The following is a 21,040-nucleotide window of genomic DNA, read 5'->3' as shown; positions in this document are numbered from 1 at the left end:
TCATAGATGGGGAACCGTGTTCGTCCGCGGCGCATATACGTCGCGCAGCAGATCCTCGACGGGCTCCCAAGGCGCCGCCTCTGCAAAGGCTACGGCCTCCTCAACCACCCGCGCAACGTCGTTCTCGATCATTTGCACGTCTGCCTCGTGCAAAAGGCAGGCGTCGTGTAGCCAGCGCGAGAACAGCACAATGGGGTCGCGCTTCTTCCACTCTTCCACCTCAGCCTTGCTGCGATAGAGTTCGGGGTCGAACATCGAGTGGGCGCGGAAGCGATAGGTCTTGCTCTCGATGAACCTCGGACCGCCGCCCACACGAACCTCTTGCGCCATCCGTCGCGCAGCCGCCTCCACCGCCACCACATCCATGCCATCAACTGCCCCGGCGGCAATGCCGTAGCTCTGCGCGTGCACGCACATATCGGTTACTGACTCGGAACGCTCAATCGCCGTGCCCATCGCGTAGCGGTTGTTTTCGCATACGAAGAGCACGGGCAGTTTCCACAATGCCGCCAAGTTCAGCGACTCGTGAAACTCTCCCTCGGCTGCTGCCCCTTCTCCGAAGATACAGCAGGTGATCCGCTCGCGCCCTTGCATCTTATCGGCAAGGGCGAGGCCGACCGCTATAGGCAGCTCGCCGCCGACGATGGCAATGCCGCCATAGAACCGGCGGCCCGCGTCAAATATGTGCATGGAGCCGCCGCGCCCGCGACTTGAGCCAGAGGCCTTGCCGTACATCTCGGCCATCACCTCCTTCGCTGGGAGACCACGAGCCAGGGCGTGCCCATGCTCGCGATAGGTCGCGACGACCGCATCATCGGCGGTCAAGGCTTGCATCACGCCGACGGCGTTGGCTTCCTCGCCGATATAGAGATGGAGGAAGCCGCGAATTTTCTCAGCACCGTAGAGCTCGGCGCACTTTTCTTCGAAGCGCCGGATGAGGATCATCTGGCCGAGCAGCGCGAGCCCATGCTCGTGGTCCAAGTGCACTTTGGGCATGTGGGGTTTCGTCATTCGGCGCCCTCCAGGGTGGACGTGTCACCTTCGGGAAGCCCCAGTTCCCGGGCCCTCAGCAGCCGGCGCATGATCTTGCCCGATCGTGTTCTTGGGAGACTGGAGCGAAAATCGATCAGTCGCGGAGCGACGGCTGGGCCCAATCGCTTGCGCGCGTGTGCCAGGAGCTCCTTTCTCAACTCCTCGCTCTCGCCGTAGCTGGCGTTGAGGGCGACGAAGGCCTTGACGACCTCGCCCGCAACAGGATCGGGAACGCCGATGACGCCAGCCTCGGCCACGGCCGGGTGCTCCATCAGCGTACTCTCGACCTCGAAGGGGCCGATGAGGTGTCCGGCCGACTTAATGACATCGTCTGCGCGCCCGACGAACCAGAAATAGCCGTCGGCATCGCGCTTGGCGAGGTCACCAGAAAGGTACCAGCCATCAGCAAAGCATTTGCGGTAGCGTTCTTCCTCCTTGAGGTAGCCGCGGAACATTGATGGCCAGTCCGCTCTTAATGCCAGCTCCCCCTGGTGATCTGGCTCGCTCAATATGCGCAGCCCCGCGTCGGTGCGCTCGACAATGGCAGCCTCGATGCCCGGCACCGGGCGCCCCATCGACCCGGGCTTTATATCCATCGATGCAAAGTTGGAGATCATGATGCCGCCGGTTTCGGTTTGCCACCAGTTGTCATGGATGGGCAGACCGAGCGCCTGCTCTCCCCACACCACGGCTTCAGGGTTCAACGGCTCGCCGACGCTGGCAATGAAGCGGAGCGCAGAGAGGTCAAATCTCTTCGGCAGATCTGCGCCGGCCTTCATCAACATGCGGATAGCCGTCGGGGCCGTGTACCAGACGCTGACCTTCTCCTCTTCCAGCGTGCGGTACCACCGCTCGGCGTCGAACTCTTCCTCATCGGCGATCACCGTGCAGCCAAGGGAAAGCGGGCCGATGATGCCATAGGAGGTTCCCGTGACCCACCCCGGATCGGCTGTGCACCAAAAGATGTCATCTCCTCTGAGATCGAGCGCGAAGCGTGCCGTGGCACGGTGTGCGATGATTGCTCCATGCACGTGCATGGCGCCTTTTGGGCGCCCTGTCGTCCCGCTCGTGAAGTGCAAAATTGCGAGAGCTTCCGGATCGGTTGCTGCGATCGTAAAGCGCGGCGATGCAGCCGCAATCAGGGCATCAAAATCATGGCCGCCTTCGCCGCCGCCCACGAGGATAACATGCTTCAGAAACGGTAGCTCGCCGCGGATAGGCGCGATCTTGCGCTCATAGAGCCGCCTGGTCGTGACCAGCACCTTGGGTTCTGCGATGAGCATGCGCGCCTTCACAGGTGCAGGTCCGAAGGCTGAGAACAGCGGGCAGAAAACGGCGCCGCGCTTCCAGGTGCCAAGCGCCGTGACGTAGAGCTCTGGCACACGGCCGAGGAGGGTAAAGAGGCGCTGTCCAGGGCCTATTCCAAGCGTCTCCAGCGCGCTGGCGAAACGGTTGCTGAGTTCCGCAAGTTCGCTGTAGCGGTAATTCCTAGTGGACCGCTCCTTTGCGATCCACCGCAAGGCGACGCGATCGCCGTGGCCGTCGAGCACGTGGCGGTCCACTGCCTCGTGGGCGATATTGAGCCCGCTTCCGTGCGGTAGACCGGCGAGCTGCCGTCGCGCAGCTTCCCAGGTAAAGCTGCCATAGGCTTCGCCGTAGTCGACAAGGTTTGCAGGGCACCTCGCGGCTGAAGCAGACTTGCTTATGAGCGGCCAATCCATGGGTCTAGGCCTTGAGGCTCTTCAGGGCCGCCGCATGGTTCTTTGCGATGTAGGCGAGCTTGCGATCGGTCATTGCTACCTCGAGCTCTTGAACGGTTCGGCGCCCAGCCGCGTCTCCGCACTTCACGAACGCCGAGCGCCGAGTTGAGTGCTGGCAATGCGGGATGTTTCGATCAACTGCCCTCATACGTTCCGTTTAACGCGCTCCAGAGAGCAGTGACTTCGTTTTGAGCACCCGGCAACTCTACCCACCCAAGTTGGGTGTCACGTGGCGAATGCAATATTGCAGGCTGACCCACTCGCAACTACATGCCTTGACCTGCGTCAACGCTTTCCAGTGCCATCCATCGAGAATGTACTGGCGCATCCAATCGGCGCTGGAGGCTCAAAACAAATACAAAGAATAGCGCTTCGTCGCATGCTGCCACGCACTGGTTCAATGCGCTTGCGATCGGTCTGATGGAAACGGGCTTCGTGCCAGCCTGTGATGAAGGCTTCGATCGGAAATGCAGGGAGACGAAAATGGCTATCTGGCATTTGACCCCGGTCGACTTAGTGGATCCGAGTTGGGAGGCAAGCTCGCACCGCGGTGCAGCCATTATCCGCGCCGACAGCGAAGATGCCGCCCGAGATATTGCGCAGCAGGCCTTTGGCGTTAAGACCAGGTTCCAGCCCCAGCATCGGATCATTGAAGCGCCATGGAAGCGTGCCAAGCTCGTCCGCGCCGAACGCGTGAGCGATCGTCGCTTCGAGGAGGAAGGACCGGCAGAAGTTCTGTCGCCCAGATTCGAGGCGCATCTTAAGGCCTCGCGCCGCGCGCGCTGAACCAGGCGAGGAGCAGCTCGTGGCGTGCATGGAACCAAGCTGAACGTGAGGGTGTATTGCTCCGCGGCCAGGCTCATGGGAGTGCCTCGCACGCGTGGGCGAAGGCCCCGTTCCTGGTGCGGCTGCGGGGTGGCGTCCCAGCAGATCGGCTTTCCAAAGCCTCTTATTGTGTGGAGCGCCGCTCTCCCCAACAGGAGGCAGTCAATGACGGATGCTGATTGCGTAGCCTTCCTACAGTGGGCATTGCCGCGCCTCGACATGCGATGGACCGGCTTTCGAAAGGTGCGTGGCCAAGTCTGCAAGCGCATCAGGCGCCGCATGGCGGAGCTCGGCCTCGAAGGATACGCAGCCTATCGCCAGCTTCTGGAAACGGACCCTGATGAGTGGCGCGTGCTCGATGAATGTTGCCACATCACGATATCCCGCTTCTTTCGCGACCGGGACGTGTTCGAGCGATTGCGGAGAAGCGTTCTGCCTGACATCGCGCGTCGAGCAATCCGCGAAAATCGACCTGCCCGTATCTGGTCGGCAGGATGCGCCTCCGGAGAGGAACCCTATACGTTGAAGATCCTTTGGGATCTCGAGGCCGTGCCGTCTTTACCCGGTGCCGCCATTATGATCGTTGCAACAGACATCGACCGGACCATGCTCGAGCGTGCCCAAATAGGCTGCTATCACGAGCATATCCTGCACGATCTACCACCGCACATCGCTGCTCAGTGCTTCGATAGGTCCGGGGATCATTTCTGCGTGCGACCACAGCATCGCAAGGACATCACGTTTCTCTTGCAGGACTTGCGCGTTGAGATGCCCTCCGGCCTCTTCGACCTCGTGCTCAACCGCTATGTTGCATTCACATACTTCGCGCCGTCGCTCCAGCGATTGGTCTTGGAGAAGACGCTGGAGCACCTGCACCCGCAGGGTTATCTCGTGATCGGTAAGCACGAACGGCTCCCGGAGGAGCGCCCTCAACTGGCGTCGATTGGGAGTACCGGGCAGATCTTTCAATTGAGCCCCGCCACGCAATCTCACTAGCCTGCGCTGGCGGAATGAGGAGTCGAGATGGATATTGCAACCGAGCCCTGCTCACTGAGCACTATCAGCCCAAGGTGATGCAAGCGCATGTGGATCGCGCCGCGGCATGTCTTCGGGGACACGGACATTCTACCGCTCGCTGATTGCGACGCTCAGGGGTCAAGTATGTCGCGCAGCGCGCGAGCAAAATCGGCTTGTTTGTAGGGTTTGCGCAGCACCTTCAAAGCGTCTGCCATCGCGTCCTGTTCGACGGCAAGTTCGGGATCATATCCTGAGGTAAGGAGGATCTTGATTGCTGGATTGCGCTCCCGAACGGCGGCGGCCAGCTCGTAGCCCGTGATCCCGCCCGGCATGATGACATCGGTGAAGATCAGATCAATCGGCTCTCCCGCCTCGACTATCTCCAATGCCGCAGGACCGCCGTCGGCCTCGATGGCGCGATAGCCGAGGGCTTTCAAGCGTTCGAGGGTCAAGGCGCGCAGCTCGGGATTGTCCTCGACAACCAGCACGAGCTCGTTGGCGGCGCGTGGCGTCCCCTCAAAAATATTCGCACGCAGAAGACCTTGCGGCCCGTGTCTCGGCAGATAGAGGTTCACGGTGGTGCCGCGGCCGGCCTCGCTGTGGATCGTGGCGTTGCCGCCTGACTGCTTCACGAACCCGTAGGTGCTGGCAAGTCCGAGCCCAGTGCCGCGGCCGGCCGGCTTTGTCGTGAAGAAAGGCTCGAAGGCGCGCGCTGCGATCTCAGGGGCCATGCCAAAGCCGGTGTCGGAGACCGTCAGCGCCACGTATTCGCCAGTCGCAAGACCGTATCGCTCCGCATCATCGCTGACGACTTTCAGATTGCGCGTTTCGATGCTCAGGTTGCCACCTTGCGGCATGGCATCGCGGCTGTTGAGCGAAAGGTTGAGTACGGCATTCTCGATCTCGCTCGGATCGACGCGCACGCTCCACAAATCGCCGACCAATGACGTCGTAAGGCTGATGGTCTCCCCGAGGGACCGGTGCAGCAGCTCCAGCATGTTAAGGACGTGCTCGTTGAGGTTGATGACGGCCGGCTCCAGCTTACGCTGGCGCGAGAAGCTGAGGAGACGGTTAGTCAGCCTCGCGCCCATGTGGGCCGCTTCATTGGCGCGGCGCATAAGCTCGCGCACCTTATCTGGGTCCGGCGTTTCCTCGGCCAGCTCGTGGCTGCCGATGATAATGGTCAACAGGTTGTTGAAGTCGTGGGCAATCCCTCCGGTGAGCTGGCCGAGCGCATCCATGCGTTGTGACCGGCGCAGCGCCTCTTCTTGCCGTGCCTGGTGCGTTAGATCCCGCACGACGCCAGCAAAATGACGCTTGCCGCCAATCTCATACTCGCTGACCGAGAGGTGCATGGGAAAGGTTGACCCGTCCTTGCGCTGCCCGGTCACCTCCCGGCCGATGCCGATGATCCTGCGCTGCCCGGTGTGGCGGTACTGGCGGATAAAGCTGTCGTGGTCGCTCCGATACGGCTCCGGCATCAGGATCTTGACGTTCTGCCCGATGAGCTCGGCACCCGTGTATCCGAAGATCCTCTCGGTCGCTGGATTAATGCTCTCGATGGTGCCAAGCGCATCAATCGAGATGATGGCGTCAATAGCGGACTTCAGGATCGCTGCAAGCTGATGCAGGGACGCCTCAGGGACAGGTTGGCCAAACCCGTTTTTGGTCATGACGTCACCCGGTCAATGGGATGCCGTTCAACCCCCGTTCTGACCTCTCTTTTGTTCCACAGTCTCGAAACGCTGTCACCTATCGTTTAACGTTCTCTAACGCCTTTGCAGCCGAGACCGCTCCAAAGCGGCGACCACGAAGAGACGCGTCCAACAAGATGGATCAGGAGTGAGCGTCCGGAAGCAAACCTCCTCTCTTGCGCGGCACGTTGCGGGCCTGCGTCCACTGATCTGCATCAAGGGCTGAAGGCAGTTGACGGGCTTGTATTGGCCGCAGCCAATTTGATGGGCGCAAGGCATGCCGATCCAAAACGCCGAGATCGCCGCCATCTTCGATCAGACGGCCGAGCTGCTCGAGATCCAGGGCGGCAACCCGTTTCGCGCCCGTGCCTATCGCCGCGCCGCGCGAACCATCGAGAATTTGCCGCGCAGCGTTGTGAGCCTGCTCGCGGCCGGCGAGGAGCTCTCCGAGCTGCCGGGCATCGGCAAGGACCTTGCGGGAAAAATTGCCAAGATCGTCTCCTCGGGCCGCTTCGATGTTCTGCAAGCGCTGAAGCGCAAGCTGCCCGGCGAGCTCGTCGCCATGGCCGAGTTGCCAGGGCTCGGCCCGAAGCGCGTCAAGCTCCTCTACGACCGCATGCACATCCGCAAGCTGGAGGATCTGCGCCGCGCCGCAGAGGCCGGAAAGTTGAGCGAGTTGCGCGGATTCGGCGAGAAGATGGAGCAGAAGATCCTGGCCGCGCTCAGTAAGGCAACCAGGACGCAGAAGCGTTTCAAGCTATCCGAGGCTGAGGCGGAGGCGACCTCCCTGCTCGATTATCTGCATCTAGCCGCGGGCGACATCGCCGTCGCGGGAAGCTTCCGTCGGCGCCGCGAGACAGTCGGCGATCTCGACATCGTGGCGACTGGCCGCCAGCTAGATGCGCTCGGCGACCGCCTCGTCAAATACGAGAGCGTTGCCGAGGTTGCGGCACACGGGCCAACCCGCACGACCGTCATCCTGCGCTCAGGCCTGCAAGTCGATCTGCGCGTGGTGCCCGCAGAGAGCTTCGGAGCGGCGTTGCTCTACTTTACCGGCTCCAAAGCTCACAACATCGCCTTGCGCGGCCTGGCGAACGACCGAGGTTGGAAACTCAACGAGTATGGGTTGTATGACGGCATGAGACGCCTCGCCGGCAAGACTGAAGCGGAGGTCTATGCCAGGCTCGGCCTCGACTATGTACCTCCCGAGCTGCGCGAGGATCGCGGCGAGGTCGATCTTGCCCGCGAGCATAGGCTTCCCAAGCTCGTAGATACCTCGGACATCCGCGGCGACCTGCACGCCCATACCAATTGGAGCGACGGGGTCGCATCCATTGCCGAGATGGCCGCAGCGGCCAAAGAGCGTGGCTATGAGTATCTTGCGATCACCGATCACAGCCGGCACGTGACCATCGCTCACGGCCTTGATGCCTCACGCCTTGCCCAGCAGATCGACGAGATCGACCGTGTGAATGAGACCCTGGCCGGGATTGCGCTGTTGAAAGGAACAGAGGTCGATATCCTTGCCGATGGCCGGCTCGATCTCTCAAACTCGATCCTGTCGCGCCTCGACATTGTCGTGGCGGCGGTGCACTACAAGTTCGACCTGTCGCGGAAGGCGCAGACGGAGCGCATCATCCGGGCGATGGACAATCCTCACGTCAACATCATTGCGCACCCGACTGGGCGGTTGCTCGGCAAGCGCGAACCCCACAAGGTTGACATGGAACGTCTGATCGCCGCCGCCAAAGAGCGCAATTGCTGCCTGGAAATCAACGCCGAGCCCAGCCGACTCGACCTCAACGACGTGCATGCCCACGCGGCAAAGGCAGCCGGCCTCAAGCTTGCTGTCTCGACCGACGCACACACGACGCACGAGCTTGGCTACATGCGCTATGGCATCGATCAGGCGCGACGTGCCTGGCTCGAAGCAGGCGACGTCGTCAACACGCGCCCGCTCGCCAAGCTCAAGAAGCTCTTGAAGCGATGACTTCCTGAGGTGCGTTCCTTTGATCGAGATGCATACAAATCCGATCAAAGTCTATTCTAAGGCGCTGTCACGCATTCTTACAATTTGGCACGCGGCTGGCAAAGTGCGCGTTATGGCCCTCGCTAACATCTGCGAAGACGTGAATGAGGGAGGAGCCAATGCCTGCTGCGCAGATCAACTACATGCGGAGCGCCGGGCGCGAACCTTCTAGCTTCGTTGCTGGATCATTCGACGAGCGGTTGGCGCAAACCAGCATCCGTCGCCTCGATGCCAAGGAACACGTGTTCTGCGATGGCGACGAGCGGACCGTACCGCCCGCGCCGGTCACAGCGGCTTATGGGCACAATGAATGCGACATGAGGCGCAACAGCAGATGATTCGTTTCTTGCTTATCGGCAGCCTCGCGGTTCCCCTCGTCACCACGAATGCGCTCGACAGCGATAATTCGTTCCCGGTGCTCGCCGGTCAGACCGTGCTGCTGGGCGACGAGGGCGATACATTCACCGTGGAGCACATTACGCAGAACGAAGAACAGATCATCGTGTTGCTCCAACCCAAGGGCGAGGATTGCACCTTCCGATTCCCGTTGAGTGTGGGACGCAGCATCCGGCTACGCACTTCTAATGCCTCAGGACAGCCGCTCTCGTGCGCGGTCACGCTGCAGCCGCTGACTGATGACGCAAGCGCCCGATTCGGTGTCACGTGCGACGAACAGCCGATCGAGAACAAGCGAAAGTGCCCGCCGCAAGCCGGACTTCCAAACGCCGTATCTTCTGCTGAGTAACGGCTGCCTCTTAGCGGCTGGCATTGGTCCTGACCCTGCGCGAGAACGCAACTCCCCGCTGATCTCCTAACCTTGACCTATGTCAGTGCGGGGGTTCCAAGGCATGCTAGCAAAAGGCCGAGCAACGGAGGACAATCATGACCAATGTGAGCAACTTTCTTGATGGCGCCTGATGAGGATGAGCTGCAGATTCATCTTGGCTCAAAGGAAGCGTGAGATGAATAGGCGTCGCTAGAGCACGCTGGCATACGTTCAAGCGCAATGCCGAGGTGAAGAGACTCGGACAGTGTTTTCGAGCGTATCGGCCAGTTCCTAGATTAGGTGACGTTGGCGCTGTTGCCGCGTCAGATTCCGCCAGAGCCGGCCGCGCGCCGCCTTCGCACTCCTTGCACATCACTGTCGCCCCGGTGAGATCAGCGACGTCATTGGGCAAATGCAGCTAAAAGAGTTGTGGCCGGATCATGTCGTGAAGACCAGCACAGCCACTTCGGATTTACGCATGGCAGGTCATCAATAGTTTGGAAACGAGCCCCCACATTCTCTGGTTTGAGGACTTGAAGCGTGGCGATGTGGCGCGCGTCGGTGGCAAGAATGCTTCTCTTGGGGAGATGGTGCGCAATCTCGGCTCGAAGGGGGTACGGGTCCCGGCGGGCTTTGCGACCACGGCTAGGGCCTATTGGGAATTCATCGACGCGAACAACTTGCGGGAGATGATTGCACGCAGGCTGTCCGAACTCGCGGCGGGCAGGACAACTCTCCCGGAGGTGGGTGGGGCGATCCGCAAGGCCATTCTCGGCGCCGCGTGGCCGCCCGACCTGGAGCGGGCGCTCAAGTCGGCCTATGCGACCCTCTGCCGGCGCGCGGAGAGAGACAATGCCGATGTCGCCGTGCGCTCGAGCGCCACGGCAGAAGATCTGCCAGAGGCAAGCTTCGCAGGGCAGCAGGAGAGCTTCCTCAACGTTCGCGGCGAAGCAATGCTGCTCGACGCCTGCCGGCGTTGCTACGCCTCGCTCTTCACCGACCGCGCAATCATCTATCGTCAGACGAAGGGCTTTGACCACATGAAGGTCGCTCTGTCGATCGGGGTGCAACTCATGGTCCGCTCCGATCTCGGCGGCGCCGGAGTAATGTTCTCGATCGACACCGAAACAGGGTTCGACCGCATCGTGCTCATCAATGCCGCTTGGGGATTGGGTGAGAACGTCGTGCAAGGCGCCGTCGACCCCGACGAGTATCAGGTATTCAAACCTCTGCTCTCCACTCCTGGTCTCGTCCCCATCGTCGAGAAGAAGCTCGGAACCAAGAAGCAGAAGATGGTCTATGCCAGCGAAAGTGGCCGGACCACGCAGAACGTTCCGACCTCGGATACCGAGCGCGCCTCATTCGTCCTCACTGATGCCGACATTCTGACCCTCGCACGCTGGGCATGCGCAATTGAAGATCACTATGGCCTGCCCATGGACATCGAATGGGCGAAGGATGGCGAGAGCGGCGACATATTCATCGTCCAGGCGCGACCCGAGACCGTGCAATCGCGTAAAGGGACCGCCGCCTTTCTTTCCTACAAGATCAAGTCGAAAGGGCGCAGTCTCGTCAAAGGCCTCAGCATCGGCAGTGCCATCGTCGCCGGGCGCGTGCAGCGCATTGAAAGCCCGCGCGACATCGCACGTTTTACAGATGGCTCCATCCTGGTGACGGCGACCACCGATCCCGATTGGGTGCCGATCATGAAGCGGGCGGCCGCCATCGTTACCGATCACGGTGGCCGTACATCGCATGCCGCCATCATCAGCCGCGAGCTCGGACTGCCAGCCGTGGTTGGCACGGGCAATGCAACGCAGATCCTCAAGGACGAGCAGGAGATCACCGTTTCCTGTGCCGGCGGAGACGAAGGCTTCGTCTACGAGGGGAAGGCGGATTTCGAAACGGTGACGATAGACCCGAAGCAGATCCCGGCGACGCGTACGCAGATCATGTTCAACCTCGCCAATCCTGCCGCCGCCTTCCGCTGGTGGCGTCTGCCGGCGGACGGAGTCGGGCTCCTGCGCATGGAATTCATCGTCAGCAACCACGTCAGAGTGCATCCCATGGCGCTCGCCCAGTACGACGCACTAAAGGATGCGAAGGCGAAGCAAGCGATCAGCGCTCTCACGAGCGGCTATGCCGACAAGCGCGACTATTTCGTCGACTGCCTGTCGCGCGGGCTGGGACGTATCGCGGCCGCGTTCTTCCCGAAGCCGGTGATCGTCCGCATGAGCGACTTCAAGACTAACGAGTACGCGAATTTGATCGGCGGTGCGCAGTTTGAGCCCAAGGAAGAAAACCCGATGCTCGGGTTCCGCGGCGCCTCACGCTACTACTCCCCGAAGTATCAGCAAGGGTTCGCGCTCGAATGCAGGGCCATCCGCCGCCTGCGGGAGGAGATGGGCTTCTCGAACGTCGTTGTCATGATTCCCTTTTGCCGCTCGACGAAGGAGGCGGACCGCGTCCTCGAGGTCATGGCAGAGCACGGTCTCAAGCGGGGCGAGAACGGCCTTCAGGTCTATGTGATGTGCGAAATCCCCTCCAACGTCATCCTGGCGAAGGCTTTCGCCGAGCGCTTCGACGGCTTCTCAATCGGCAGCAACGACCTCACCCAGCTTACGCTCGGCGTGGATCGCGATTCAGCCGACCTTGCACCCCTGTTCGACGAGCAAGACGAGGCCGTGACGTGGTTGATCCGCACCGTCATTGAGAGGGCGCACGAAAGCGGTGCCAAGGTCGGCCTGTGCGGGCAGGCGCCCAGCAATCATCCGCAGTTTGCCGAGTTCCTCGTCCGTTGCGGCATCGACTCCATCTCTGTCACTCCCGATAGTTTCATTGCGGTGAAGGAGCACGTCGCCGCAGCCGAGGCCAGGCAGTGATCGATTGAAGAACTGAGAAAAAGGGTTGGCTGCGCGAACTGCGCACCGCAGCCCACGCGGCCGCGGTTCCTTACCTGCGAGAGAATGAACACAGGTCGGCTCCGGCACCGCCATCGCCGATGCCCCTGTTGGCCTCATCGGGCCTGGCACCGGACCCGGCGTCAGTGCGCTGGTTCCAACCGCCGCCGGAACCGATCCTGTTGGCAGCGAAGGCGGTCTGGAGCGGATGCGCCGACGCTGCCCACGTTTCCGCCGAGCGGGACATATCCGGTCCAGGCCTGGTCAATCTCTTGGGTTGGTTTGCTCGGTGCCTCCAAGGCCCTCGACCGCGCTTGAATGGTCATCAAGCTTGCTCGACCTCCACCTCCTGGAGAAGCCGCTTAACGTCATGTGCACTGCAAAGGCTCGTTCCCGGCGCAAGCACAGCCGCGGAGCCCGCCGCGATGCCATAGCGCAGAGCATCCGGAAGGCTGTGGCCGGCGCTCAGTGCCCAAACCATCGCACCAAGAAAGCTGTCGCCGGCGCCGACGGAGCTAATGGCTTTGACCGGCAGTCCTTCGGCGAACCATGCTTCCTCGCGGGTGATAAGCAAGGCGCCACGATCGCCCAATGTAAGCGCGACGCGCTCGACGCCGCGCGCGATCAGTCGCCGCGCAGCATCGATCCACTCCCGCCGGCTCATCAAAGGCTCATCCATCAGCTCACGAAATTCGCGCAGGTTGGGCTTGATAAGGTGGATGCCTTCTTCGAGCGCAGCCATCAGAGCGGGCTTTGTACTGTCCAGGACGAGCTTCGTTCCCCTTCCCTTGGCTGTCTTGGCCAGAACGCGGAAGAACTCGGCGGGCACCCCGCGCGGCAGGCTCCCGCTGGCAACGATGAAGTCGGGCCGCTCCCCGGCTCCAACGACGGCTTCAAGGCAAGCGCGCCACTCTCCCTCGCTCAATTGCGGCCCCGGGAGCACGAAGCGATACTCCTGACTGCCCACCCCCTCTACCACGGTGAAGTTCTCGCGCGTCTCCTCTGCGATCGGCACCGTGTGGCTGCGAACGCCCTCCGCATCGGCGAGCTTGTGCAATAGCGCACCGATAAGGCCGCCCGCCGGATAGACGGCAGCGACATCGCCGCCGAGCCGGTGAATGACACGCGCAACGTTGATGCCACCGCCGCCGGGATCGCGTCGCACCGGCCCGCAGCGCAGCTTGTGAACGGGCATCAGACGTTCGACCGAAGTCGAAACGTCGATCGCCGGGCTCAGGGTGAGCGTTAAGATGCGCGCCATAATCTCTGCATTGTGCCGATTGCCGAGACGCACTGAAGCAGGAGGCCGTCCACTACTCCAGAATTTCAGATTCGGCGTCGGGGAGATGCGCCCTCAGGCGCATGAGAAACTCTTCCCAGGTCAGTTGAAAGAGGCTGAGCAACAGGATCAGTCCACCCGCACTCAGAGTTTCCTCGCCGTTCTCGATGCGCGTGACGCCAAGATCGGTCAATTCGAGGACCGACGCGACCTGCTCCCGCATCGCATGACGCTCTTCGCACAATTCACGAAGCAGAAGTCCAATCGCCAGGTCAAGTGTTGCTCGGTTGTGCATACCGACCTCCCATTCTTGGCTGCGCCATCATCTGTTGCCTCTCGCCAGGGCCGGCAAGCGGACACGACCCGGTGGCTCCGCCTTTCGTAGTGAGCCATGATCCTGGGGCACCGATTTGAGGCTACCCTGCCGTGAACGAGCTGACGAGGTACAGAAAATGCCTGCGGCGTTGACAAAAGACAAAGACAATCCGAGCGGCGCGCTCGCACAGTTCCGGTCGCTGCTGCCCTCGCTCGTCGACTCGGCGGAGCGGCGCATGGTTATCTTGCTGTCAATCGGCATCGTCATCGTCATTTGTGCGACTGCCGTCGGGCAGGTCAGGCTCAACGTCTGGCAGGGCAGCTTCTACGACGCGCTGGAGCAAAAGGATCTGCCCGCTTTCGGTTGGCAGCTCCTGGTATTCTTAATCATCGTCAGCGTCCTCCTCGTATTGGTTGTCAGCCAGACCCTGCTGCACGAGTTGCTGAAAGTGAAACTGCGCGAGTGGCTGACCCGCGATCTGCTCGACGAATGGCTGGTGCCGGGTCGCGCGCATCGGCTCCAATTCGCAGGAGAGATCGGCGTCAACCCCGACCAGCGCATGCAGGAGGATGCCCGGCATCTGACCGAGCTCACGGCGGGTCTCAGCGTCGGGTTTCTACAGGCGACGCTGCTGCTGCTGAGCTTTCTGGGCGTACTCTGGGTGCTGTCCGCGCAAGTCGTGTTCGTGGTGGGGGAGCGCGCCTTTTCAATCCCGGGATACATGGTCTGGTGCGCGCTCGCCTTCGCGCTTGCGGGTTCCTGGCTGACCTGGCTCGTCGGCCGCCCGCTCATCCAATTGCACAGCGTGCGCTACGGCCAGGAAGCCGAGCTACGCTTCGCGCTTGTCAGAGATAGCGAGCACGCCGAGGGCATCGCCCTTTACGGTGGCGAGGCCGACGAGCGCCGGCTCATCGAGGGAATATTCCGTCGCTTGATCGACACCATGCGGGGGCTTGCCTACCGCCTGACGAAGCTCACCTGGATCACATCCGGGCACGGCTGGCTTGCGCTCGTGGTGCCGATCGTCGTTGCGGCACCCGGCTACTTCGGCGGCAGTTTGTCGTTCGGCGGGCTGATGATGGTGGTGGGCGCGTTCTACCAGGTGCAGCAGTCACTCCGATGGTTTGTCGACAATTTTGCCGGGATCGCAGACTGGCGCGCCACGCTTTCCCGAGTCGTGACCTTCCGCGACGCTCTCCTCACGCTCGAGCAACTCCACCGCGACGTGCCAAACATTGAGATCGTCAATCATCCTGCGGGCAATCTCGCCTTGGAAAACGTCACGCTGTCGCTTCCCGAGGGGGCTGCCGCGCTCGATGACACACACATCGAAGTGCTGCCGGGTGAGCGCATTCTGATCGTCGGCGAGCCGCACTCGGGCAAGACCGCGTTGGTGCTCGCCTTGGCTGGCCTCTGGCCGTGGGGCACGGGAAAAATCCTCGTTCCGCCGCGGGACAGCATGCATTTCATTTACGAGCGGCCCTATCTGCCGCTCGGGACGCTGCGCACCGCCGTCGCCTACCCCCTTCAACCCGGCGGCTTCGACGACGCCGCTATCCGCTCGGCTCTGCAGCAGGTGGACCTCGACTATCTTGCATCGTCGCTTGATCGCGACGAGCGGTGGGACCGGATGCTCTCGCTTGACGAGCAGCAGCGCCTCGCCTTCGCGCGCCTGCTGCTGCAGAGGCCGAAATGGGCCTTTCTCGACGACGCCTTGAGCGCCCTGGAACCGCGGCACCGTCAGCAATTGATGGATTTCTTCAATGGGCCGCTGGCGGGAACCTCCGTCATCTGCACGTGCCGTACGCCCGCGCACGACGGCTTCTACAATCGGACTTTCAATCTGCACCGCGTTCCAAAAGGACCGCGTCTGTCCCTTCGCCCACGAGAGAGCTCAAAGCATGGCCGTTAGGCACAGCTCACGTCAACGACATGGTCGCGGCCCCTCGCGCAGACCAACGGAGGGATGCGGCGGCCGATGAAATACAAAGACGATCTGGACGATGCCGCGCTGCTCGAGCTGATCCAGCGGCAAACCTTTCGCTACTTCTGGGACTTTGCTCACCCGATCAGCAAGCTCGCGCGCGACCGCAGCGACCCAAGACCGAGCTTTGATCCCGAGGTCGTCGCAACCGGGGCGTCCGGGTTTGGCATCATGGCGATCATCGTCGCCGTCGAAAGGGGTTGGATCAGCAGAACAGCTGCCACCGATCGACTGCTGGGAATCGTCCACTTTCTGGAAAAGGCCCAGCGCCACCACGGTGTCTTTCCGCATTTCATGCACGGTACGACTGGCGCAACGATCCCCTTCAGCGGCAAGGACGACGGCGGCGACATTGTCGAGACCTCGTATCTCTGCATGGGCCTGCTGAGCGCAAGGCAATACTTCGCTCGCGACACGGCGAAGGAAAACAAGCTGCGCGCCAAGATCAATGCGCTGTGGCAGGACGTCGAATGGAGCTGGCATACGCGCGGCGGTGCCAAAGCTCTCTACTGGCACTGGAGCCCGCGCTACGCGTGGGACATCGGCCTCGAGATCCGCGGATGGAACGAATGCTTGATCACCTACGTGCTGGCGGCGTCCTCACCTTCTCACGCCATTGCGGCCGATGCGTACCATCGCGGATGGGCGGAGGGCGCTCAGTTCAGGAACGGCAAGGAGTTCTACGGCGTTTGCCTGCCGCTCGGACCCGACTATGGCGGCCCGTTGTGCTTTGCCCACTACTCGTTCCTGGGTCTTGATCCACGCGGGCTGAAGGATCGCTATGCTGACTATTGGGAGCAGAACGTCAATCACACGCTCATCAATCGCGAGCACTGCATTCGCAATCCCGGCCAATTCAAAGGCTACGGGCGCGACTGCTGGGGCCTCACTGCCAGCGACGACCATTTGGGCTACCACGCGCACGATCCAGCCCACGACCTGGGCGTAATCTCGCCTACCGCGGCACTGTCGTCCTTCCCGTATACTCCCGAGCATTCCATGCGCGCCTTGCGGCACTTCTATTATGGCCTCGGCAGCAAGATCTGGAGTGAATATGGATTTGTCGATGCCTTCAGCGAGACCTTGGATTGGTGCGCACCATCGCATATCGGGATCGACCAGGGCCCCATCATCGTAATGATCGAGAACTATCGCTCCGGCCTGCTCTGGAAACTCTTCATGAGTTGCCCCGAGGTGCAGCGCAGCTTGCGATCGCTGGACTTCGAATCGCCAGCGATCGGCTGAGTAGCAGGCGTTGGCGGAAACCGGTGCGGGCGCGCATCAATGGGAGGCAAACCGGTGAGCGAGCGACCCTGGTGGCAGCACGCGGTCATCTACGAAATCTATCCGCGCTCGTTCCAGGACACCGATGGCGATGGCGTCGGCGATCTCAGCGGCATTCTCGAGCGTGTCGACTACCTCGCATGGCTCGGCGTCGACGCAGTCTGGATCTGTCCCTTCTATCCCTCGCCGATGGCCGACTTCGGCTATGATGTCGCCGACTATGTCGGCATAGATCCGCTGTTCGGCACGCTTAGCGACTTCGATCGGCTCGTAGAGGCGCTTCACCGCCGCGGCATCCGCATCATCCTCGATTTCGTCCCCAATCACACTTCCGACAAGCACCCATGGTTCGAGGAATCGCGCTCCTCGCGCGATAGCCCAAAGCGCGACTGGTACATCTGGCGCGATGCGCACCCTGACGGCGGCCCGCCCAACAACTGGCAGAGCCTTCCTGCCGGGAGCGCTTGGGAGTTCGATGAGCCTACCGGGCAGTACTATTGCCACTCGTTTCTCGCCAGCCAGCCAGATCTCAACTGGCGAAATGCGAGTGTGCGCGCGGCAATGTATGACGTGTTGCGCTTCTGGCTTTACCGCGGCGTCGACGGCTTTCGGGTCGATGTGCTCTGGCACCTCATCGAAGACGCACAGTTCCGCGACGATCCGCTCAACCCCCGCTTTCGCGATGGAGACCCACCGCATCAACGCCTGTTGCCCATCCGCAGCGCGGACCAGCCGGAAGTTCTGCCGATCATCGCGGAGATGCGGCAAGCGCTCAACGAGTGCCCCGGCGAGCGCCTGTTGATCGGCGAGATCTATCTGCCGCTGCAACGTCTCGTCGCGTACTACGGCCCGAACCTTACGGGAGTGCACCTGCCCTTCAACTTCAGCTTGATGTGGGTGGACTGGAGGCCGGCGCAAGTTCTCCGGCTGATCCGCGACTATGAGGCGGCGTTGCCGCCGGGCGCATGGCCGAGTTGGGTGCTGGGCAATCATGATCAGAAGCGCGTCGCTAGCCGCCTGGGCGCGGACCAGGCACGTGTCGCGATGATGCTGCTGATGACGCTGCGCGGCACCCCGACGCTCTACTATGGGGACGAGCTCGGACTGGAGGATGTGACGATCCCGCACGAAGAGGTGCGCGACCCCTTCGGCCTTGTCGTCCCCGGCCAGGGAAGGGATCCGGAACGCACGCCGATGCCGTGGGACGCGTCTCACAACGGCGGGTTCACGACCGGCCGTCCCTGGCTGCCGCTAGGCAAGGCTCACCCTGCGATGAGCGTCGATGTGCAGAAGCGCAACCCGGAGTCCATGCTCAACCTGACACGCGCGCTGCTCGCGTTGCGGCGTCGGGAGCCTGCGCTCTCGCTGGGGGGCTGGGAACCGCTGGCGGTCGAAGGTGATGTTCTTGCCTATTCGCGCACCTCGGGCGGCAGGCGCTTCATTGTCGTGCTCAACCTGGGCTCCGCACCCAAAGCTGTCGGTTTTGACCGGGACTTGGCGGGAGCGATTGAGCTCTCGACGCATCCAGGCCGCGCCGGCGAGCGCATTTCCACGCGCATTAACCTGCGTGGCGACGAAGGGATCATCATCAAACCCACCTGAGCACGCCTTTGGCCTCAACTTGTCTGCGCCACGTTGGCAGAGACCGATGGCTGGGCGAGACAGCCACCTTTGCTGGCGATCACCCGCAAGTAGAAGTCTGCGCTGGCCTTCACGGCGGCCGTTCGGCCGCGTCATGACGTGAGGTGCATCCGATGTCACTTCATATGCGCGGCTCGGGTCGCGGCATCCCTCGCGCTCACGCTGCATGCGCCACCCTGCAGGCGCGCGGCGGCATCGTCGAGGGCGAGCGAAGCCCTTGCCTCGACCATCATCGGTCCGGCGGCGGGTTCCATCTGCTCCTCCTCGATCAGCTCGTGCAGGTACACGCCCTCGATGGGGTCGAATGTGCCCGTCCACGGCGCCCCCTCGATCACCCGCATCGTCTTCTCGTAGCCCGCAGCCCAGCGCTTGCGGATGCCCGACGGGCTGAAGTCGACGTCCTTGGTGTGGTCCTCGGTATCGTGACCGGGCCAGAGCAGTCTGACGATATGCATGCGGGTGAGGCAGCCGTAAGTCGTCAGCTCCTTGACCGCCGTGCTGCGACGCGCTTCGTCCGGCAGCAGCGCCGCCAGCTCGCGGATGATGTGGCGTAGGCGATGGATCTGCGCCTGGCGCGCGATATGCGTGGCGACGCGGCTCGAGTACTGGATGTCCTTCTGCCGGTGCAGCACCTCCCAAATCGTCTCCGGCTCCGGACCCTGCGGGTTCCACATGTGCACGGCGAAGACGAGCGAGTTGACGCGCGGGTTGTCGTCGAAGATCGCCTCCGCCGGCGTATTGGAGAGTATGCCGCCGTCCCAGTACAGCTCGCCGTCGATGCGCACCGCAGGGAACGCCGGCGGCAGGGCACCCGACGCCAGGATGTGTTTGACGGAAAGCTCCTCGTTGCGGCTGTCGAAGTAGCGCATGCGGCTGGTGCGCACGTGCGCGGCGCCGACGGTCAGCCGCGGCTTATTGCGGGAGATGAGCGAGAAGTCGAGCAGCTCGCTTAGCGTCTTTTCCAACGGCGCTGTCGAATAGAACCCGGCGTTGTCAGAGCCGAGGCGCACGTGCGGCCCGAGAAAGGCGAGCGGGTTGGGCACGAAGAAGCCCGGCAACCCTGCTGTGAGGGTCGTCAGGTAGGATGCCGACTGCACGAAGCGCGGCCACGCCGCCCACTCGTGCCATATCGACTTGTGCGCCATGCGGCGCCAGAACTCGCGCAGCGCCGGCACGCGGTTGTCGCGCTCGTTGCCGGCGATGAGCGCGGCGTTGATGGCGCCGATCGATGTGCCGATCATCCAATCGGGCTCGATGCCCGCCTCGTGCAGCGCCTCATAGACTCCAGCCTGGTAGGCGCCGAGCGCGCCCCCACCCTGCAACACCACAACGATGCGCCCGTGCTCGTCGGTAGCGTGCGTCTGTTTCGTGCCGTTGCCGGCTTTCGGGCGGTTGAGGCTTGCTTCGTGACGCATGACATCCTCCCGTTGGCTTTGACGCCGCGCCTCAGTGCTTCGGCGCGACGCTGGAGGTGATCGAGGCGATGACCTCGGACGCCATTTTGAATTGCGCCTCGCGGTCGGTGATGCCGTGACGGCGGGCGATCCAGCCGAAGTCCGAGTATACGGCCCACACTCGCCCGGCGTCATCTTGCGTGACGAGCAGGCGCACGGGCCAATCGAGCCCCGCGTTCGGATTGGCGGTCAGGAACTGGATGCCGAGCGGCGGATTGCCGAAGATGAGCAGCTTCGACGGATTGAGCTTTATACCAGCATCGGCACCGAGCTGCGTCTGATCGACGATCATGAAGAACTTTATGCCCTTTTGCGCAATGTCCGCCTGCAGGCGCCGCACCGTCTCGTCGACGTCGTAGGCGCTCGCGACGCGCACGATGCCGTCGTCGGCCGTGGCGGCGGTTGCCATCTCGCCCGGAAGCGCGCGCACGACGAACGCAGCGGCAAGGGCGATGAACCAGGTGAAGATTTGGTTGCGGGCGCGCATGGCGATCTCCTCGGGGCATGCAGGTGGATTTGCGAAATCCTGCACCCAGCATGCGGAAGCGGTCGCCATTGCTGAAATAGCGATTGGCTCAGATGTCGATAGACACCGACTATCGATGCCTCCCCGCTTCGTTTCATGCCCTGCAGCTATGGAAACCAAACCCAATCGATATTTCAGCGCTCGCCCGCTCGTCCGTAGCCTCCCCGTCAGCCGCCCACCCCTGGAGCGGTTGCAAAAATCAAAGGAGATCTACGATGACCAAGTTGTTTGCTGCGCTCGCCGCTGCATTGCTGGCGACGGCTGCCCCCGCGCTCGCCAAGACCGACTGCGACGGCGGCTTCAAGAACCACATGGGCAAGATGTCGATCTACGTCGACAAGATGAGCGGCTACGAGCTCGCCGACGCCGTCCGCAAGTCGCTCGACGCCTACAATTCGTGCAAGGCCGGCGACAGCTTCTCGCCGCACGGCGTGTGGGATCAGATCATCGCCGACATGGAGGCGAAGTCCAGCAAGTAACTCGCCACCTTCCCAAGCTGGGGGTCTCGGTCAGCCGGGGCCCCTTTTTCTATC

At 62.2% G+C, this 21,040-nt stretch carries 17 protein-coding genes; 10 read left to right on the top strand and 7 right to left on the bottom strand.

The window, feature by feature from the left end:
* Together pdhA and acsA are read right to left on the bottom strand one after the other, a co-directional pair.
* Positions 1-1,011, bottom strand: a complete 1,011-nt coding sequence (pdhA, locus tag F9K20_RS14445) for a pyruvate dehydrogenase (acetyl-transferring) E1 component subunit alpha (protein WP_291003125.1) — start codon at positions 1,009-1,011, stop codon at positions 1-3.
* Positions 1,008-2,753, bottom strand: coding sequence for an acetate--CoA ligase (gene acsA, locus F9K20_RS14440; protein ID WP_291003123.1), 1,746 nt, complete (start codon positions 2,751-2,753; stop codon positions 1,008-1,010). The genes pdhA and acsA overlap by 4 nt, the downstream gene beginning before the upstream one ends.
* A gap of 459 nt (positions 2,754-3,212) precedes the next feature.
* Here acsA and F9K20_RS14435 point away from each other — a divergent pair, with 459 nt between their 5' ends.
* Both F9K20_RS14435 and F9K20_RS14430 read left to right on the top strand, forming a co-directional pair.
* Positions 3,213-3,578, top strand: a complete 366-nt coding sequence (locus F9K20_RS14435) for a hypothetical protein (RefSeq protein ID WP_291003120.1) — start codon at positions 3,213-3,215, stop codon at positions 3,576-3,578.
* Between the two features lie 318 nt (positions 3,579-3,896).
* Positions 3,897-4,613 carry a CheR family methyltransferase gene (locus F9K20_RS14430; RefSeq protein ID WP_291003118.1) on the top strand — a complete coding sequence of 239 codons (717 nt, stop codon included), beginning with the start codon at positions 3,897-3,899 and terminating at the stop codon, positions 4,611-4,613.
* Between the two features lie 152 nt (positions 4,614-4,765).
* Here the strand turns inward: F9K20_RS14430 and F9K20_RS14425 are convergent, their stop codons facing one another.
* Positions 4,766-6,307 (bottom strand): PAS domain S-box protein, encoded by a 1,542-nt coding sequence (locus tag F9K20_RS14425; RefSeq protein ID WP_291003116.1) that lies wholly within the window; start codon positions 6,305-6,307, stop codon positions 4,766-4,768.
* Between the two features lie 298 nt (positions 6,308-6,605).
* Between F9K20_RS14425 and polX the strand changes: the two genes are divergently transcribed.
* From polX to ppsA, 4 genes are all read left to right on the top strand, one after another.
* Positions 6,606-8,318 (top strand): DNA polymerase/3'-5' exonuclease PolX, encoded by a 1,713-nt coding sequence (gene polX / locus F9K20_RS14420; RefSeq protein ID WP_291003114.1) that lies wholly within the window; start codon positions 6,606-6,608, stop codon positions 8,316-8,318.
* Positions 8,319-8,476: 158 nt separating this feature from the next.
* Positions 8,477-8,695, top strand: a complete 219-nt coding sequence (locus tag F9K20_RS14415) for a hypothetical protein (protein WP_291003113.1) — start codon at positions 8,477-8,479, stop codon at positions 8,693-8,695.
* Entirely contained in the window at positions 8,692-9,102 is a 411-nt protein-coding gene (locus tag F9K20_RS14410) for a hypothetical protein (RefSeq protein WP_291003111.1), read from the top strand. Before F9K20_RS14415 ends, F9K20_RS14410 begins: the two co-directional genes overlap by 4 nt.
* 518 nt (positions 9,103-9,620) lie before the next feature.
* The gene (ppsA, locus tag F9K20_RS14405; RefSeq protein ID WP_291003109.1) at positions 9,621-12,005 is read left to right on the top strand and encodes a phosphoenolpyruvate synthase; all 2,385 of its coding nucleotides are present in this window, start codon (positions 9,621-9,623) and stop codon (positions 12,003-12,005) included.
* A 343-nt stretch (positions 12,006-12,348) separates the two neighbouring features.
* Here the strand turns inward: ppsA and F9K20_RS14400 are convergent, their stop codons facing one another.
* Positions 12,349-13,284, bottom strand: coding sequence for a 1-phosphofructokinase family hexose kinase (locus F9K20_RS14400; protein ID WP_291003106.1), 936 nt, complete (start codon positions 13,282-13,284; stop codon positions 12,349-12,351).
* A 52-nt stretch (positions 13,285-13,336) separates the two neighbouring features.
* Complete coding sequence (locus tag F9K20_RS14395) at positions 13,337-13,597, bottom strand: hypothetical protein (protein WP_291003104.1); 261 nt, start codon at positions 13,595-13,597, stop codon at positions 13,337-13,339.
* A 157-nt stretch (positions 13,598-13,754) separates the two neighbouring features.
* Between F9K20_RS14395 and F9K20_RS14390 the strand changes: the two genes are divergently transcribed.
* The 3 genes from F9K20_RS14390 to F9K20_RS14380 all read left to right on the top strand — a co-directional run bounded on the left by F9K20_RS14390 (position 13,755) and on the right by F9K20_RS14380 (position 18,488).
* On the top strand, positions 13,755-15,530 hold the full coding sequence (locus F9K20_RS14390; protein WP_291003102.1) for an ABC transporter ATP-binding protein/permease: 1,776 nt from the start codon (positions 13,755-13,757) through the stop codon (positions 15,528-15,530).
* Positions 15,531-15,596: 66 nt separating this feature from the next.
* A complete protein-coding gene (locus F9K20_RS14385; protein ID WP_291003099.1) occupies positions 15,597-16,847 on the top strand; it encodes a glucoamylase family protein in 1,251 nt (416 codons plus the stop codon).
* 39 nt (positions 16,848-16,886) lie between these two features.
* Complete coding sequence (locus tag F9K20_RS14380; protein ID WP_291003097.1) at positions 16,887-18,488, top strand: alpha-amylase family glycosyl hydrolase; 1,602 nt, start codon at positions 16,887-16,889, stop codon at positions 18,486-18,488.
* A 155-nt stretch (positions 18,489-18,643) separates the two neighbouring features.
* On the opposite strand, the gene F9K20_RS14375 is transcribed toward F9K20_RS14380, so the two are convergent.
* Positions 18,644-19,942 (bottom strand): patatin-like phospholipase family protein, encoded by a 1,299-nt coding sequence (locus F9K20_RS14375; protein WP_291003095.1) that lies wholly within the window; start codon positions 19,940-19,942, stop codon positions 18,644-18,646.
* Between the two features lie 31 nt (positions 19,943-19,973).
* Positions 19,974-20,468, bottom strand: coding sequence for a DUF302 domain-containing protein (locus F9K20_RS14370; protein WP_291003091.1), 495 nt, complete (start codon positions 20,466-20,468; stop codon positions 19,974-19,976).
* Positions 20,469-20,722: 254 nt separating this feature from the next.
* Here F9K20_RS14370 and F9K20_RS14365 point away from each other — a divergent pair, with 254 nt between their 5' ends.
* The gene (locus F9K20_RS14365; RefSeq protein ID WP_291003088.1) at positions 20,723-20,986 is read left to right on the top strand and encodes a hypothetical protein; all 264 of its coding nucleotides are present in this window, start codon (positions 20,723-20,725) and stop codon (positions 20,984-20,986) included.
* The last annotated feature ends 54 nt before the right edge of the window (positions 20,987-21,040 follow it).

Origin of the sequence: Hyphomicrobium sp. (assembly GCF_009026145.1) — a bacterium.
In the GTDB taxonomy this organism is placed as follows: domain Bacteria; phylum Pseudomonadota; class Alphaproteobacteria; order Rhizobiales; family Hyphomicrobiaceae; genus Hyphomicrobium_A.
Note: the sequence above shows the minus strand (reverse complement) of the source record. Positions and strands in the feature narration are given on the sequence as shown.

Coding starts and splice junctions, on each gene's coding strand:
- pdhA (WP_291003125.1), bottom strand. CDS start 1,011: ATGACGAAACCCCACATGCCCAAAGTGCACTTGGACCACGAGCATGGG.
- F9K20_RS14390 (WP_291003102.1), top strand. CDS start 13,755: ATGCCTGCGGCGTTGACAAAAGACAAAGACAATCCGAGCGGCGCGCTC.
- F9K20_RS14425 (WP_291003116.1), bottom strand. CDS start 6,307: ATGACCAAAAACGGGTTTGGCCAACCTGTCCCTGAGGCGTCCCTGCAT.
- F9K20_RS14400 (WP_291003106.1), bottom strand. CDS start 13,284: ATGGCGCGCATCTTAACGCTCACCCTGAGCCCGGCGATCGACGTTTCG.
- F9K20_RS14370 (WP_291003091.1), bottom strand. CDS start 20,468: ATGCGCGCCCGCAACCAAATCTTCACCTGGTTCATCGCCCTTGCCGCT.
- F9K20_RS14385 (WP_291003099.1), top strand. CDS start 15,597: ATGAAATACAAAGACGATCTGGACGATGCCGCGCTGCTCGAGCTGATC.
- F9K20_RS14435 (WP_291003120.1), top strand. CDS start 3,213: ATGGAAACGGGCTTCGTGCCAGCCTGTGATGAAGGCTTCGATCGGAAA.
- F9K20_RS14395 (WP_291003104.1), bottom strand. CDS start 13,597: ATGCACAACCGAGCAACACTTGACCTGGCGATTGGACTTCTGCTTCGT.
- polX (WP_291003114.1), top strand. CDS start 6,606: ATGCCGATCCAAAACGCCGAGATCGCCGCCATCTTCGATCAGACGGCC.
- F9K20_RS14415 (WP_291003113.1), top strand. CDS start 8,477: ATGCCTGCTGCGCAGATCAACTACATGCGGAGCGCCGGGCGCGAACCT.
- F9K20_RS14410 (WP_291003111.1), top strand. CDS start 8,692: ATGATTCGTTTCTTGCTTATCGGCAGCCTCGCGGTTCCCCTCGTCACC.
- F9K20_RS14380 (WP_291003097.1), top strand. CDS start 16,887: ATGGGAGGCAAACCGGTGAGCGAGCGACCCTGGTGGCAGCACGCGGTC.
- F9K20_RS14365 (WP_291003088.1), top strand. CDS start 20,723: ATGACCAAGTTGTTTGCTGCGCTCGCCGCTGCATTGCTGGCGACGGCT.
- acsA (WP_291003123.1), bottom strand. CDS start 2,753: ATGGATTGGCCGCTCATAAGCAAGTCTGCTTCAGCCGCGAGGTGCCCT.
- F9K20_RS14430 (WP_291003118.1), top strand. CDS start 3,897: ATGGCGGAGCTCGGCCTCGAAGGATACGCAGCCTATCGCCAGCTTCTG.
- F9K20_RS14375 (WP_291003095.1), bottom strand. CDS start 19,942: ATGCGTCACGAAGCAAGCCTCAACCGCCCGAAAGCCGGCAACGGCACG.